Source organism: Bacillus sp. PK6-16, assembly GCF_056530295.1.
Map to the genome: position 1 here is coordinate 920,487 of NZ_CP096511.1, position 14,768 is coordinate 935,254.

Below are 14,768 nucleotides of genomic sequence, written 5' to 3' on the forward strand. Positions count from 1 at the left end.
GATTGGGGTTATTTATTTAGTTGTTTTTGCGAAGTGAAAAAGCGTCAATCGTGGCAGAATGATATTGCCATAGATTGACGCTTTTAATATATGTGAAAAGGAATAGAACATGAAAATCAACCAATACATAAGCGAAGCAAAATCATGCTCAAGACGTGAAACAGACCGCCTTATTAAAGCTGGACGCGTGGCTATTAATGGCGAAATATGTACGCACGGTGCACTTGTGAGCGATGGTGATGTTGTAACGATTGATGGACAGGTTATTGCGAAAGAAGAGAAAGAAAAGGTGTATATCGCATTCCATAAACCAGTCGGAATTACTTGTACAGCAGCCGATCATATTGAAGATAATATTATTGATTATATCAATTACCCAGAGCGAATCTTTCCAGTTGGGCGATTAGATAAAGCATCGGAAGGACTTATCTTATTAACGAATGACGGCGGCATTGCGAATCAAATTTTACACGGTGATCATGAGCACGAGAAAGAATATGTTGTCACAGTCGATAAACCTTTTACGGACTGGTTTATTGATGAGATGTCCCGCGGTGTAAAGATTAAAGATGGAATGACGAAGCCGTGCAAAGTGACAAGAGTCGATCAATCAACATTTCGTATCGTTTTAACGCAAGGAATGAACAGGCAAATTCGTAGAATGAGTCGTGCTTTCGGATTTACTGTAATAAAGCTAAAGCGAGTACGCATTATGAATATAGAGCTAAATGAGCTTGAAGTTGGAAAGTGGCGGAGCGTTACAGCTGAAGAGTTAGAAATTTTAATAGGGCAGTTATAGGGAGGGGAAATTTTCTCCCTATATTTTTTTTGTCAGAAAAAATAAAACTATTGATTTTTTAAAAAATAGCCCATATAATAAAAAACAACAAGTTTCGACAAGATATTTTATAAAAGTAATGATGAGGACATGAGTTGTATTTTACGATTCTCAGAGAGGGAAGCCTTAGGCTGTGAGCTTCCTAATACGAAAAGACAAGCTTACCACCTCTAAACTTCAAGAGTGAACTGCATACATGATGCATTGTAATTCTTGGCGGATAAAACCGTTATCAATTTACACGAGCTATAAAATGAGCTTATTTCGTTATAAATTCATTTTATTAGAATAAGGGTGGAACCACGATTTCAACACTCGTCCCTTTGTTAGGGACGGGTGTTTTTTGCGTTCTTTTACGGGGAAGTATGCTTGAAAGAGGATATGTGACGGATTTTAGTTCAGAATATTTTGTTAATTTATTATTTTAGGAGGTTAGTAGAAATGAAATCATCTTTAAAGTTTTCAGAGATGTTTGCAATAAGTTTAATGTTATTTGCACTGTTTTTTGGTGCAGGTAATATGATTTTTCCACCAGCGTTAGGGCAAGGTGCTGGAACGGACGTATGGATCGCGTTGTTTGGTTTTATCGTAACAGGCGTTGGACTACCTTTATTAGGAGTAATTGTTATAGCTTTAAAGGGAGATATTAATGAGCTAGCAGGACGTGTACATCCTATATTCGCACTTGTTTTTATCACTGCAATTTATTTATGTTTAGGCGTATTCGTAAGTGTGCCGCGTACAGGAACAGTAGCTTATGAGATGAGTGTTGCACCGTTTTTACCAAGTGAGATAGCTGGTCAGTCATATCCACTTGTTATCTTTACACTTATTTTCTTTGCAGTCACTTTCTATTTAGCTTTAAATCCTTCGAAATTAGTGGGTCGTATTGGTAAAGTGCTAACTCCAATATTATTAGCTGTTATTGCAATTATCGTAGGTAAAGCACTTATTACACCAATTGGAGAATTTGGTGCACCGACAGAAGCGTATAGTGCTCCTCTCTTCAAAGGATTTATTGATGGATATTTAACTTTAGATGGACTTGCAGCACTGGTATTCGGAAATGTTGTAATTCATGCGTTAAAAGAAAAAGGCATTACAAATAAAAACAGTATTGCAAAAGTAACAATCTTTGCAGGATTTATTGCAGCGCTTGGTCTACTACTTGTCTATTTAGCACTTGCTTATCTTGGAGCTTCTAGTGTGTCACTTGGAATGGGCGCAAACGGAGGAATTATTTTAACAAATGTCGTGAATCATTTATTTGGTAGCTACGGAACTTTATTACTAGGGATCGCAATTACAGCAGCATGTTTAACAACTTCTGTAGGTATTGTTGCAGCTTGTGGTGATTACTTCTCTTCTTTATTACCAAAGCTTTCTTATCAAAAAGTCGTTTTCATTTTCTGTGTATTAGCATTTATGGTAGCAAACCTTGGGTTAACTCAGTTAAATGCATTAGCATTACCAATCTTAATCGCAATTTATCCAATTGGAATCGTACTTATCGTATTATCACTTGTTGAAAACTACGTTCGTCTTCCATTAGCGATGTATGTGGGCGGGATTGTAGGAGCATTTGCAATAAGTTTCTTTGATGGGTTACACAATGCAAACCTTCAAATTGCAGCGCTAGCACCTATTTTAGATAAGATTCCATTATATAGTGTAGGAATTGGTTGGTTAGTTCCAGGCATAATCGGTATAGGATTTGGTTATATAGTTTCTAAGTTTCAAAAGCAGGAAATTGCTGTAGAAAAATAGAGAAAAGAGGCTTTCTATAATAGAAAGTCTCTTTTTTTGTAAAAAAAGCCGCATATAGAGAAATTTAGATATTAAAAATTTTATACGTAATATAGTTGACAAAAAATTTATGAGTAGGCTAAGATTGACTTAGTTGTGGAAATATTGGAAGGGAAGTGAGGGAAACGGGGTTTCTATAACTATAGTGTTGTTATGGGAAGAGGTGAAAGAAGAGGAGAAGAGAAAGTTTATTTTTTTTGACTTACATTGAGAATGATAATCAATAAATACGTTTTATAATTTTTTCTCAGTTTCTATGCCTTCGTATAAGGAATAGGGTGAGATATTATTTTTAATATCCAATGAGAATGATAATCAATAACGCTTATGTTACATAAAATAATGCTAATTAAATAATAGGTAGAAGAGATTATTTTTTTCTTATGAATTGAGAATAATTATCATTTTCAGAAAAAGTGAAATGAAAGATAACCAAGGAGGAAACAAGAAAAATGAAAAAGGTTTCTGTATTACCCGCTTTTATTATAACGTTCGTATGTATGCTAGCTTTTCTTGTAATGCCATACGGGAATGCTTCAGCAAAACTAGCTGATGGTACTTACGATATTAATTACGTAATTCAAAAAGCGGAAAATGATTCAGCTTCAATGGCAAATGACTATTTTGAAAAGCCGGCAAAATTAATAGTGAAAAACGGTGAGATGAGAGTACAAGTTCCGATGAATCATAGTGCTTGGATTACAGAATTTAAAGCACCAGAGAACGGAAATTTTGTTGATGCGAAAGTTGTTAGTAAAGATGAATCGGCAGATAAAAGAACAGTAGAGTTTAAAGTAGATGATTTATCCAAACCGGCAGCTGTAAAAATTCATGTTGTTGTACCAAGTGCAAACTATGACCACCACTACACAATTCGTTTTGCTTTTGATGCAAATGTAAAAGCTGTAGGTGGCGATAACGGCGTAGCTGCTACAACAAAAAATAATGATCAAGTGAAAACAGATACACAAGTAAAAGAAGAGAAAACAACAGTAGAGAGTAAGGAAACAGCTAAAGAAGCGAACAAAGAAACAAAAAATGAAAATGGAAAAGCTGAAAAAACAGATAATCCAAAAACAGGCGATGAAGCACGTATTGGATTGTTTGCAGCGTTAATTCTTATTTCAGGTGCTTTCTTAATTCGTAAAGTGAAGTTGAGTAAATAAATCTTTTGAAGGGTGATGAATATATGTTTAAACAATTTAAAATGATTATTGCCGTATTTGCTGTTTTATTTACGTTTATCGCAACACTAGGTTTACAAGATGCAAAGGCTGCTACAAAACTAGCTGATGGAAAATATAATATTGCTTTTACTGTATGGAAAGGCGATAAAGATGAATCGTCTAGAATGAATAGTTATTTTGAAAGCCCAGCAACATTAACAGTTAAAAATGGAAAACAATATGTTTCATTTAAAGTGAAAGATAGTGCTTCTATTAAAAGTTTCCAAGTAGAAAAAGATGGTCAATTTGTAGAAACAACCGTGTTAAGTGAAAACAAAAAAGATAATACTAGAGTTGTAGAATTTGAAGTTGCTGACTTGTCAAAAAAACTAAATGGCAAGGTGAAAATTAATATTCCAATTATTAATTATAATGCTTCGTATGATATTCGCTTTGTATTTGATGGGAACAGTATTAAATAATTTTCAAAAGGGAGAGTCGTTCCATTGAACAGGTATACAAAAATTATTGTTGCTATGTTTTTAATGATATTTACATTCGTATCAACATTACAACCACTTGCAGTTCAAGCAGCTACCAAGTTGGCTGACGGTGAATATTCAATTGGCTTCAAAGTTTTAAAAGATACATCAGATGAAGAATCGATGATGAATCAATATTCAGTAAGTCCGGGAACTTTAAAAGTGAAGGATGGGAAAAAGAAAGTATCCTTTACATTAACAAATAGTTCATGGATTACGAAATTTGAAACAGAAAAAGCAGGTAAGCTAGTTGCGACAAATGTAATTAGTGAAGATAAAGAAAAAGATACAAGAGTAGTAGAATTTGATGTAGAAGATGTAGAAAAGGTATTAAATGCAAAAGTAAAAGTAGATATTGATTTTTTAAATTATCATCATGAGTACGACGTTCGTATTGCATTTGATCAAAATAGCATTACACCAATTCATGTAGAAAAACCAAATGAAAAAGAGGACCCAGCTAATAAGCCAGATCCAAATGAAACTACCGATCCAGGTCAGAAGCCCGACCAAAAGCCTGACCCAGATCAACAACCAAATTCTAACACAATTACAGATGGTGCGTACAGCATTCCATTTAAAGTGTTAAAAGATCAAACAGATGAAGAATCTAAGATGAATAGTTACATGGTAAATCCAGGAGTATTAAAAGTAGAAGACGGTAAGAAAAAAGCAATTGTAACACTAAAAAGTAGCTCATTAATTAAAAATTTCCAAACGGAAAAAGATGGCGCATTTGTTGATGCAAAAGTAGTGAGTGAGGATAAGGAAAAAGATACAAGAGTAGTAGAGTTTGAAGTAAACGATTTATCTAAAAAACTAAATACAAAAGTATTTATCGAAATGGCATCAAGAAATTATAAGCAAATGCATGATGTACAACTTTTATTTGAACAAGATAAACTTGAACAAATTAAAAATGAAGAGAAACAACCAGAAGTAGAAAAACCGGAAGCAGAAAAACCAGAAGTAGAAAAACCAGATGAAAATAAAAAACCAGATGCTGAAACAATTAAAGATGGTGAATACAGCATCAATTTTAAGGCATTAAAAGATCAAACAGACGAAATTTCAATGATGAACACATATACAAAAAGTCCAGGTGTGCTAAAAGTAAAAGATGGTAAGAAGTATGTATCATTTACGTTAACGAACAGTTCTTGGATTACAAAATTTGAATTTGAGAAAAATAGTTCGTTTGTTGATGCAAATGTAATAAGTGAAGATAAAAAAACTGATACACGCGTAGTGGAAGTAGAAGTACCAGATTTATCGAAAAAGTTAAATGCAAAAGTAAAAGTAGATATCGATTCAATGAATTATCACCATTTTTACGATATTCAATTTGCATTTGATAAAGGTAGCATTAAGTCGTTAGATAACCAAGGTGAAAATAACAACCAAGGTGGAAACAACAACCAAGGTGGAAACAACAACCAAGGTGAAAACAACAACCAAGGTGGAAACAACAACCAAGGTGGAAACAACAACCAAGGTGGAAACAACAACCAAGGTGGAAACAACAACCAAGGTGAAAACAACAACCAAGGTGGAAACAACAACCAAGGTGAAAACAACAACCAAGATAATAACACAACAATTGATCCAAAAGCTCTTAAAGATGGTGAATACAGCATTGGCTTTAAAGTGTTAAAAGATCAAACAGATGAAATCTCAATGATGAACACATACACAAAAAGCCCAGGTGTATTAAAAGTAAAAGATGGTAAGAAATACGTATCGTTTACATTAACAAATAGTACATGGATTACGAAATTTGAATTTGAGAAAAATGGTTCTTTCGTTAATGCAAAAGTGTTAAGTGAAAATAAAGAACAAAATACAAGAGTAGTAGAAGTAGAAGTAAACGATTTGTCTAAAAAATTAAATGCAAAAGTAAAAGTAGATATTGATTCAATGAATTATCACCATGTCTATGATGTTCAATTTGTATTTGATCAAGACAGTATTAAAGCTTTAGGGACCCAAGGCGGAAACAACAACCAAGGCGGAAACAACAACCAAGGCGGAAACAACAACCAAGGCGGAAACAACAACCAAGGCGGAAACGACAACCAAGGCGGAAACAACAACCAAGGTGGAAACGACAACCAAGGTGGAAACAATAACCAAGGTGAAAATAATAAACCGAGAGTAATAGTTGATCCGAAAAATTTAGTAGATGGCCAATATGATATTACATTTAAAGTATTAAAAGATAAAACAGATGAGATTTCAAAGATGCATGACTATGTTGTAAATCCAGCGAAATTAATCGTAAAAGATGGTAAAAAATATATTGAGATGGTGCTGAAAAATAGTGCGTGGATTACGAAATTCCAAACGGAAAACAAGGAACTATTCGCTGATGCGAAAGTAGTAAGCGAAGATAAAAATGCAAATACGCGAGTAGTACAGTTTGAAGTAGAAGATCTATTTAAAAAATTAAACGCAAAAGTAAAGGTAGACATCGATGAGATGAACTACCATCATTTCTACGATGTACAAATTCAATTTGATACAAATAATATCGGCGCGTTAGGAACTCTTAAAGAGGAACCGAAAAATCCAGTGACTACACCGAAAGTAGATAATGTAAAAACAGTAGGTACTCCTGATTTTAACCGAAATGCAGATGGTCAGAAGAAAAAAGAAGATACAAAAAATGATTCAAAAAAAGAGAAAAATTCAAAAACTGCAGATACAGCACAACTTGGTTTATACATGGTGTTACTGCTAGGTTCACTTGCTTTACTAGTTCGTAAATATAGAGCAGGTAGATTGTAATTTTTGGAGTCTTGATGCATATTCGCGTGTATCAAGACTTGTTTCATATTGTATGGAAAGGAGTGGTGATTGAGAGTGAAGAAAATTGCAAGTGTACTAATGGCTATTATTTTGTTAATGAGTATAGCCGGGTGCTCATCACCAAAAAAAGAATCAGCAAAGCAGGTAAAGAGTGAAAGTAAAGAGCGCGTTGTTGCAACAACAGTGGCTGTTACTGAAATTATGGATGCGTTAGAAGTAGATTTAGTTGGCGTTCCAACAAGCTCTAAAACTTTACCGAAGCGATATAAAGGTTTACCTGAAGTTGGGAATCCAATGAGTCCAGATATGGAAAAGGTAAAGTCATTAAAGCCTTCAGAAGTGTTATCTGTGACAACACTTGAATATGAATTAAAGCCGGTTTTTGATGGTGTGGGTATGAAAGCAAACTTTTTAGATTTAACGAGTTTGAAAAATATGCAAAGTTCTATTAGCGATTTAGGTAAGAAATATGGGCGTGAAAAACAGGCCGAAGCAGTAGTAACTAAATTAGATAAAAAGGTTGCTAGCATTCAAAAAGAAGTAAAAGGAAAGAAAGAACCGACAGTGCTTATTTTATTAGGTGTGCCGGGAAGTTATTTAGTAGCAACAGAGCATTCTTATATTGGAGATTTAGTGAAACAACTAGGTGGTAAAAATATTGTGCAAGGTGAACAAGTAGAATATTTAGCTTCTAATACAGAGTATTTAAAGAAAGCTGATCCAGATATTATTTTACGAGCAGCTCATGGTATGCCTGATGAAGTTGTAAAAATGTTTGATAAAGAATTTAAAACAAATGATATTTGGAAACACTTTGCTGCGGTTAAAAATAACCGTGTTTACGATTTAGAAGAGCGTTTATTTGGAACGACAGGCAATTTAGCAGCAATTGAAGCGTTAGATGAATTGAAAAAAATGATGTATCCGTGATGCATTTTAATATAAAGGAAGAGTAGAATGAATAAAAAAACTTGGAGTTTCCTCATTGTTACTGCATTGCTTATTGTTATGACATCATTGTCAGCGATGAAAGGGAGTTTAGAAGTAGGTATTGTTGAACTTGTACAAGGGATATTTACAGGTGGAAATGAAGATGTTGAAGTCATTAAAGATTTACGTTTCCCGCGTATTATTATTGCGTTGTTCACTGGAGCGGCTCTCGCTGTTTCAGGTGTGCTTTTTCAAGCTGTTATGAAAAATCCACTCGCCGATGCTGGGGTAATCGGTATATCTTCAGGAGCAAGTTTTATGACACTCGTTATTATTACGTTGTTCCCGCAATTCTTTTTCTGGACACCCGTATTCGCCTTTTTAGGTGGTGCGCTTGCATGTTATCTCGTTTATTCGTTTTCATGGAAATCAGGATTAAGCCCGCTTCGCATTATTTTAATTGGTATTGCCATTAATGCAATGTTTACTGGATTAAATGAATCATTCGTTACGATTTGTGGGTATTTTATTAAGAGTATTAAGCAAACGACGACTTCTAACATAACAATGAAGACGTGGGGCGATGTAGAAATAATGGTGACTTATGGAACGATTGGTCTTATTCTTGCTCTGTTCGTAGGAGCTTGGTGTAACTTATTATCGCTACAAGATAAGACTGCGAAAAACTTAGGCTTGCACGTGACGAGAGTTCGTCTTATTATTTCTGCCATTGCAGTACTCTTAGCGGCAGTATCAACAGCGATTGCAGGTGTTATTGCTTTTGTAGGATTACTAGTTCCGCATATTTCAAGACAATTAGTCGGTTCAGACCATAAAGTATTAATTCCATTTTCTGCTCTTGCAGGGGCGTTATTAATTTTGACGGCAGATACAATTGGAAGGTTAATTGTGCCACCTAACGAAATTCCAGCAGCAACAATTATGGCGGTTATTGGTGGTCCATTCTTAATATTTTTGCTTAGAAAGAGTGATAAAGTTCATGGAAATTAAAAATGTAACCTTTTCATACGATAACGTAACAAATCGTTTAAAGTCTGTTAGTAGTGAAATAGAAATTGGGAAAATTACAACAATCATTGGACCGAATGGATGTGGGAAATCAACATTACTTAGTGTCATGTCTAGAAACCACGCTCCTAGCAGTGGAGAAGTAATACTTGATGGGAAAGCGATTGGTGAATATAAACCGAAAGAGTTTGCTAGAAAGCTAGCGGTTGTCCATCAACAAAATGAGGCTCCAGCAGATATTACAGTGGAAAAGCTAATAAGCTTCGGGCGTATGCCATATAAAAATATATTCTCTCCGCAAACAGATGAAGATAGAGAAGCGATTGAGCGTGCACTAGTATGTACGAATTTACAAAGTAAGCGTGATAAGCCAATTTATGCTTTATCTGGTGGAGAGAGGCAGCGAGTTTGGATCGCGATGACATTAGCTCAAAATACACCAATGCTCTTCTTAGATGAACCGACCACATATTTAGATATTTACTATCAGTTAGAAATATTAGAGTTAGTGAAAGAGTTAAATGAAGTGCATGGACTAACGATTGTAATGGTATTACATGATATTAATCAAGCCATTCGTTATAGCGACCATATTATCGTTATGAAAGATGGAGAAATCATTACGAAAGGTATTCCTAATGATGTAATAACAGAAGAAATGGTTAAAGCAATATATGGTGTAGATGTCATTGTAAAGCAGGATGAAGATACCGGATTGTACATGGTACCTATGGGAATCTAAAGGCTGAGCATAATCCGTTTTGAGGTGATAATTTGAATAGTAAGAAAGGACGGAAAAAGAATTCTTTTTTTCAACGCATACTTACAATTGTGTTTTTAGGAATCTTTTTCTATTCAATTTATGAGTTGGGCGGGATTTTCATGGATTATTATGAAAATCGTAAAGTAATGGCTGAGGCACAACATATTTATAAAAGAAGTCCAATGGAAGAAAAATCAGAAGATGGAGAGGTACGTAAACAGTTTCAGGATCTCCAGAAAATTAATCCAGAGATAGTCGGATGGATTACGATGGATGATACACAAATTAATTATCCAATCGTTCAAGCAAAAGATAATGATTACTATTTATTTCGTAATTATAAAGGTGAAGATATGAGAGCGGGAAGCATTTTTATGGACCATCGTAATGATGTGAAATCTCAAAATCGAAATACGATTTTATATGGCCATCGTATGAAAGACGGTTCTATGTTTGGTAGTTTAAAAAAGATGTTGGATGAAGACTTTTTTATGTCTCATCGTAAATTATATTACGATACATTATTTGAAGGATACGACGTTGAAGTTTTTTCAGTATACACGACAACAACGGACTTTTATTACATTGAAACGGATTTTGAAAATGATGCAGCATATACATCGTTCTTAAAGGAAATTCAAGAAAAATCACTGTACAAAACGGATACGGAATTGACGGCTAATGATGAAATCGTAACACTTTCTACTTGTGATTATGCGCTTGATCCAGAGGCTGGGAGGCTAGTTGTACACGCAAAATTAGTAAAAAGAAATTAAAGAAAAAAGTATAGAATATGAGAAGTGATAGATAACGCTTCTCATATTCTATACTTTAAAAAAGGACTGTTTTTACTGTGCTGCGGCCATTGGCATACGTACAACTTTTACATCATAGTAAGCAATTTTATTATCAAGAATATATTCTGGCATTCCGCCTTGATGTGAGTGAGCATCTTTAAATGCAGCGCTCTTTGTCCAACCTTGGAAATCTTCTTTTGCATTCCAGCGAGTGCTAATTGTTACTTCATCATAATCAACTGTATTTTGCGTTAAAAGAACTTCTAGACCTAAAAAGCCTGGCATCGTTTCAACTTTACCTACTTTATTAAAACGCTCAATTAATTTATGTCCATTTCCCTTTGTAATTTTAGCTGTATTTGTAACAATAATCATGTTTATTCCTCCTATAAATGTAGCTATATTTTCAAGAACTCATATACATTAAATGATAATGAAAATCATTATCATTGTCAATGATAAATGTGAACTATATAAGTTTTTTTCTATTATTTTGGACATTGAGATTTTCATTTTAAAACGTAGTAAATATGTGGCAGTTAAGTGCGAGAATGAGCTAGTTGTACTAGCAAAGCAATAATATGGTATAGTGAAACGAGGCTGTTTTTTCAGTCTCGTTTTTCAAATGCTTCCTGTAGAGAAAGCATGCAAATGGAAAGGAAGTTATTATATGCGATCAGAAGTAACAGTAAAAATAAAACCGAAATTTATAAAAGAAATTAAAAGTGGATATCCGCTTATTTTAAAAGATGCGATTCAAAATTTAAATGATGTTCAGGAAGAAGGAACAATCATCAAAGTAGTAGATGAGAAGAACCAATTTATCGGAAAAGGCTATTATGGAAAACAAAATAAAGGATATGGCTGGATTTTAACGAGAAAAGAGAGTGAACAAATTAATCAATCTTTCTTTGAAAGTAAAATCAAATCTGCCTTACATAAACGAAAGCAATTTTACAAATCAAGTGATACGACAGCATTCCGTGTGGTGAATGGTGAAGGTGATGGTCTTGGAGGACTAATTATCGATTATTATGATGGCTACTACGTAGTAAGTTGGTATAGTGAAGGGATTTATACTTTCAGAGATGAGATTATAGCCGCTCTTCAAAAAGTAGCAAACTTTAAAGGTATTTATGAGAAAAAGCGTTTTGATACGAAAGGGAAATATATTGAGGGTGATGATTTCGTAGCAGGAGAGCGCGGCGAGTTCCCACTTATCGTAAAAGAGAACGGTGTAAACTTTGCGGTTTATTTAAATGATGGGGCAATGGTTGGGGTATTTTTAGATCAACGTAACGTTCGAAAACAAATTCGTGATAAATATGCAAAAGGAAGAACAGTGTTAAATATGTTCTCTTATACAGGTGCTTTCTCTGTATTTGCAGCGCTTGGCGGAGCGAGTAAAACGACGAGTGTTGACCTTGCAAATCGTAGTTTAAGTAAAACGATTGAGCAGTTTAGTGTAAATGAAGTTGATTATGAAGCACAAGATATTATTGTAGAAGATGTATTTCTTTACTTCAAATATGCAGCTAAGAAAAAGATGAAATTTGATATGGTCGTACTTGATCCTCCAAGCTTCGCCCGATCAAAAAAATATACATTTAGTGCAGTGAAAGATTATAAAAATTTATTAAAAGAAACAATTGCTATTACAGAAAATAACGGTATTATCGTTGCCTCTACAAATTGTAGCGCATTCGATATGAAAAAGTTTAAAGGCTTTATCGATACAGCCTTTAAAGAAATGAATGGCAAATATAAAATATTAGAAGAACATTCTTTACCAGAAGATTTCCGTACCATTGATCAATTTAAAGAAGGAGACTACTTAAAAGTAGTTTTCATCGAGAAAATTAAAGGTTAATAAAGAAAAGGAGCTCGAGTTTACTTGAGCTCCTTTTCTTATTGAACGATATTTTGTACTCTACCGACTTGTCCGTCCTGCAATCGCACTTTAATGCCATGCGGATGGGAAGGGGAGTTTGTTAAAATATCTTTTACAATTCCACGTGTTAATTTGCCTGTTCGTTGATCTTGTTTTAATACAATATCAACTTCAAGACCGGGCGCGATATTAGAACGTTTTTGTCCGTTCATTTACACACCTGTACGTCTACGTTGGTTGTTTGTTTTCTTTGTTTGTTGGTTTTGTAATTTTTTCGTTTCTTGGCTTTGATTTTTTGCATTTTGACCATTTCCATTTCCTTGCTTTTTCTTAGCAAGTTGTTCGCGCATTAAATCAGCTAAGCTTACTTTTTTGTTTTCTGACATGATAAGTCTCCTTTATATAAAGTTAATTATGAACAATCGTAGTGAATTTCATCATATCATTGTTAAGGAAGGAAGGGAAGTTGGTTTGAAAATTCATATAATTGTTTCCAGTCTGTAGTAGTTACGATACAATTGGATTGTTAACGTTTGTAAAAAGGGGATAGACATATGTCACATCATATTTTATTAGTTGAAGATGATATCTCAATTCAAGAGATGGTGGAAAAGTATTTAATAAAAGAGGGTTTTCAAGTAACAATTGCGTCTGATGGAGAAGAAGGTGTGAACACATATTTAAAAGGTTCATTTGATTTGATTATCCTTGACATTATGATGCCAAAGCTAGATGGCTTAGAGGTTGTACGAATCATTCGAGAAAAAAGTGCTGTTCCGATTTTAATGATGTCGGCAAAAGATACAGATGTTGATAAAGCTGTTGGATTAGGACTTGGAGCAGATGATTACATTTGTAAGCCGTTTTCTATGATTGAATTAGCTGCACGTGTAAAAGCGGGTATTCGGAGGTCTACGAAATATTCGGCTACAGAAACAACAGAAAAGATGATTCAAATTGGTGATTTAACAATTGATCCAATTAATTTTACAGTTGAAAAAAACGGGAAGTCTCTCAAACTTACTTTAAAAGAATTTGAGATTTTAAAGCTATTCGTAAAGAACCAAAATCGTGTATTTACGAAAGCGCAAATATATACATTAGTTTGGAATGAAGAGTATTACGGTGACGATAACGTTATTAATGTTCATATGAGAAGATTGCGTGAGAAAATCGAAAGTGATCCATCTAATCCAGAATATATTAAAACGTTATGGGGCATCGGCTATAAGTTGGAAGTGATGTAATATGGTCAATTTGTTAATAGGTATTATTTTTATATTGTTATGTGTTATTTATATGCAATATAGAATGAGAAAAAATAGTAGTAAAAATTTACGATACACATATGAAAAGTTAGAAAGTATTGTAAATGACAAAACAGGCGAGAAGTTACTCGTTATGACAGATGATCTAGAATTGCAAAAATTATTAGTGGCAATTAATCAATTATTAGATGCAAAACAGAAAACGAATGCAGATCATGCAAAAGTAGAAATTTCGATGAGAAAAATGCTTTCAAATATTTCGCATGACTTGAAAACACCACTAACAGTTATTCTTGGATATACAGAAATGTTAAATAAGGATAAAACGATAAATAAAGAAGAACAACAAATATTACTTGAAAAAGTGCATACGAAAACACTAGAAGTGATGGAGTTAATTCATAAGTTTTTTGACTTGGCAAAATTAGAATCTGGTGACAAAGCAATTGAAATGACAAAAGTAAATATGAATGAAGTTTGCCGCGAGAAGATTTTATCTTTTTATGATTTAGTGACGACGAAAGGTTTTCAGGTTCATATTGATATACCAGAAAGAAATATATACGCACTTGGAAATGTAGAAGTATTAGGTAGGGTATTGAATAATTTAATATCAAATGCGATTACATATGGAGACGATGGAAAGGCACTTGGTATGACGTTAAGAGATGATGAAACGAGTGTATATATAGACGTATGGGATAAAGGAAAAGGGATTGATGAATCTCATATTGATAAAGTATTTGAGCGTATGTACACACTTGAAGATTCAAGAAATAGGTTGTACCAAGGAAGCGGTTTAGGGTTAACGATTACGAAACGGCTTGTGGAAGCGATGGACGGAAAAATTAACCTTTCTAGTAAACCGTATGAAAAAACAATTTTTACAATTGTATTAACAAAGATACAGTTTTAGCTTGTAGAGCAGTA

16 protein-coding genes and 1 other annotated feature are annotated in these 14,768 nt (G+C 33.9%); of the genes, 13 read left to right on the forward strand and 3 right to left on the reverse strand.

The window, feature by feature from the left end:
• Nucleotides 1-109: 109 nt before the first annotated feature.
• The 9 genes from M1D66_RS04730 to srtB all read left to right on the forward strand — a co-directional run bounded on the left by M1D66_RS04730 (nt 110) and on the right by srtB (nt 10,658).
• Nucleotides 110-799, forward strand: a complete 690-nt coding sequence (locus tag M1D66_RS04730) for a 23S rRNA pseudouridine(2604) synthase RluF (RefSeq protein WP_000700738.1) — start codon at nt 110-112, stop codon at nt 797-799.
• A gap of 109 nt (nt 800-908) precedes the next feature.
• Nucleotides 909-1,164: a binding site (T-box leader), on the forward strand.
• Nucleotides 1,165-1,279: 115 nt separating this feature from the next.
• A complete protein-coding gene (gene brnQ6 / locus M1D66_RS04735) occupies nt 1,280-2,605 on the forward strand; it encodes a branched-chain amino acid transport system II carrier protein BrnQ6 (RefSeq protein WP_000842650.1) in 1,326 nt (441 codons plus the stop codon).
• A 491-nt stretch (nt 2,606-3,096) separates the two neighbouring features.
• Entirely contained in the window at nt 3,097-3,810 is a 714-nt protein-coding gene (gene isdC, locus M1D66_RS04740; RefSeq protein ID WP_000757955.1) for a heme uptake protein IsdC, read from the forward strand.
• Between the two features lie 23 nt (nt 3,811-3,833).
• Nucleotides 3,834-4,292 carry an NEAT domain-containing protein gene (locus M1D66_RS04745; RefSeq protein ID WP_000476164.1) on the forward strand — a complete coding sequence of 153 codons (459 nt, stop codon included), beginning with the start codon at nt 3,834-3,836 and terminating at the stop codon, nt 4,290-4,292.
• A gap of 24 nt (nt 4,293-4,316) precedes the next feature.
• On the forward strand, nt 4,317-7,139 hold the full coding sequence (locus M1D66_RS04750) for an NEAT domain-containing protein (protein WP_242555022.1): 2,823 nt from the start codon (nt 4,317-4,319) through the stop codon (nt 7,137-7,139).
• 69 nt (nt 7,140-7,208) lie between these two features.
• Nucleotides 7,209-8,090 carry a heme ABC transporter substrate-binding protein IsdE gene (gene isdE / locus M1D66_RS04755; RefSeq protein WP_002098036.1) on the forward strand — a complete coding sequence of 294 codons (882 nt, stop codon included), beginning with the start codon at nt 7,209-7,211 and terminating at the stop codon, nt 8,088-8,090.
• Nucleotides 8,091-8,117: 27 nt separating this feature from the next.
• A complete protein-coding gene (locus M1D66_RS04760) occupies nt 8,118-9,101 on the forward strand; it encodes a FecCD family ABC transporter permease (protein ID WP_001036848.1) in 984 nt (327 codons plus the stop codon).
• The gene (locus M1D66_RS04765; RefSeq protein WP_000403758.1) at nt 9,091-9,861 is read left to right on the forward strand and encodes an ABC transporter ATP-binding protein; all 771 of its coding nucleotides are present in this window, start codon (nt 9,091-9,093) and stop codon (nt 9,859-9,861) included. Before M1D66_RS04760 ends, M1D66_RS04765 begins: the two co-directional genes overlap by 11 nt.
• A gap of 32 nt (nt 9,862-9,893) precedes the next feature.
• Nucleotides 9,894-10,658 carry a class B sortase gene (srtB, locus tag M1D66_RS04770; RefSeq protein ID WP_001086120.1) on the forward strand — a complete coding sequence of 255 codons (765 nt, stop codon included), beginning with the start codon at nt 9,894-9,896 and terminating at the stop codon, nt 10,656-10,658.
• Between the two features lie 72 nt (nt 10,659-10,730).
• Here srtB and isdG read toward each other — a convergent pair whose 3' ends face one another.
• Nucleotides 10,731-11,054, reverse strand: a complete 324-nt coding sequence (gene isdG / locus M1D66_RS04775; RefSeq protein ID WP_000587818.1) for a heme oxygenase — start codon at nt 11,052-11,054, stop codon at nt 10,731-10,733.
• 58 nt (nt 11,055-11,112) lie between these two features.
• Here isdG and M1D66_RS04780 point away from each other — a divergent pair, with 58 nt between their 5' ends.
• Both M1D66_RS04780 and M1D66_RS04785 read left to right on the forward strand, forming a co-directional pair.
• Nucleotides 11,113-11,259 carry a hypothetical protein gene (locus tag M1D66_RS04780; RefSeq protein WP_479831919.1) on the forward strand — a complete coding sequence of 49 codons (147 nt, stop codon included), beginning with the start codon at nt 11,113-11,115 and terminating at the stop codon, nt 11,257-11,259.
• A 90-nt stretch (nt 11,260-11,349) separates the two neighbouring features.
• Entirely contained in the window at nt 11,350-12,549 is a 1,200-nt protein-coding gene (locus M1D66_RS04785; RefSeq protein ID WP_001255967.1) for a class I SAM-dependent rRNA methyltransferase, read from the forward strand.
• Nucleotides 12,550-12,587: 38 nt separating this feature from the next.
• Here the strand turns inward: M1D66_RS04785 and M1D66_RS04790 are convergent, their stop codons facing one another.
• Nucleotides 12,588-12,782: a YwbE family protein gene (locus M1D66_RS04790; RefSeq protein WP_001014310.1), complete on the reverse strand. Its 195-nt coding sequence runs from the start codon at nt 12,780-12,782 to the stop codon at nt 12,588-12,590.
• A complete protein-coding gene (locus tag M1D66_RS04795) occupies nt 12,783-12,956 on the reverse strand; it encodes a hypothetical protein (protein WP_001293578.1) in 174 nt (57 codons plus the stop codon).
• Between the two features lie 168 nt (nt 12,957-13,124).
• Between M1D66_RS04795 and M1D66_RS04800 the strand changes: the two genes are divergently transcribed.
• On the forward strand, nt 13,125-13,817 hold the full coding sequence (locus M1D66_RS04800) for a response regulator transcription factor (protein WP_000018035.1): 693 nt from the start codon (nt 13,125-13,127) through the stop codon (nt 13,815-13,817).
• Between the two features lies 1 nt (nt 13,818).
• Nucleotides 13,819-14,754 (forward strand): HAMP domain-containing histidine kinase, encoded by a 936-nt coding sequence (locus M1D66_RS04805; protein WP_086386101.1) that lies wholly within the window; start codon nt 13,819-13,821, stop codon nt 14,752-14,754.
• Nucleotides 14,755-14,768: the final 14 nt, after the last annotated feature.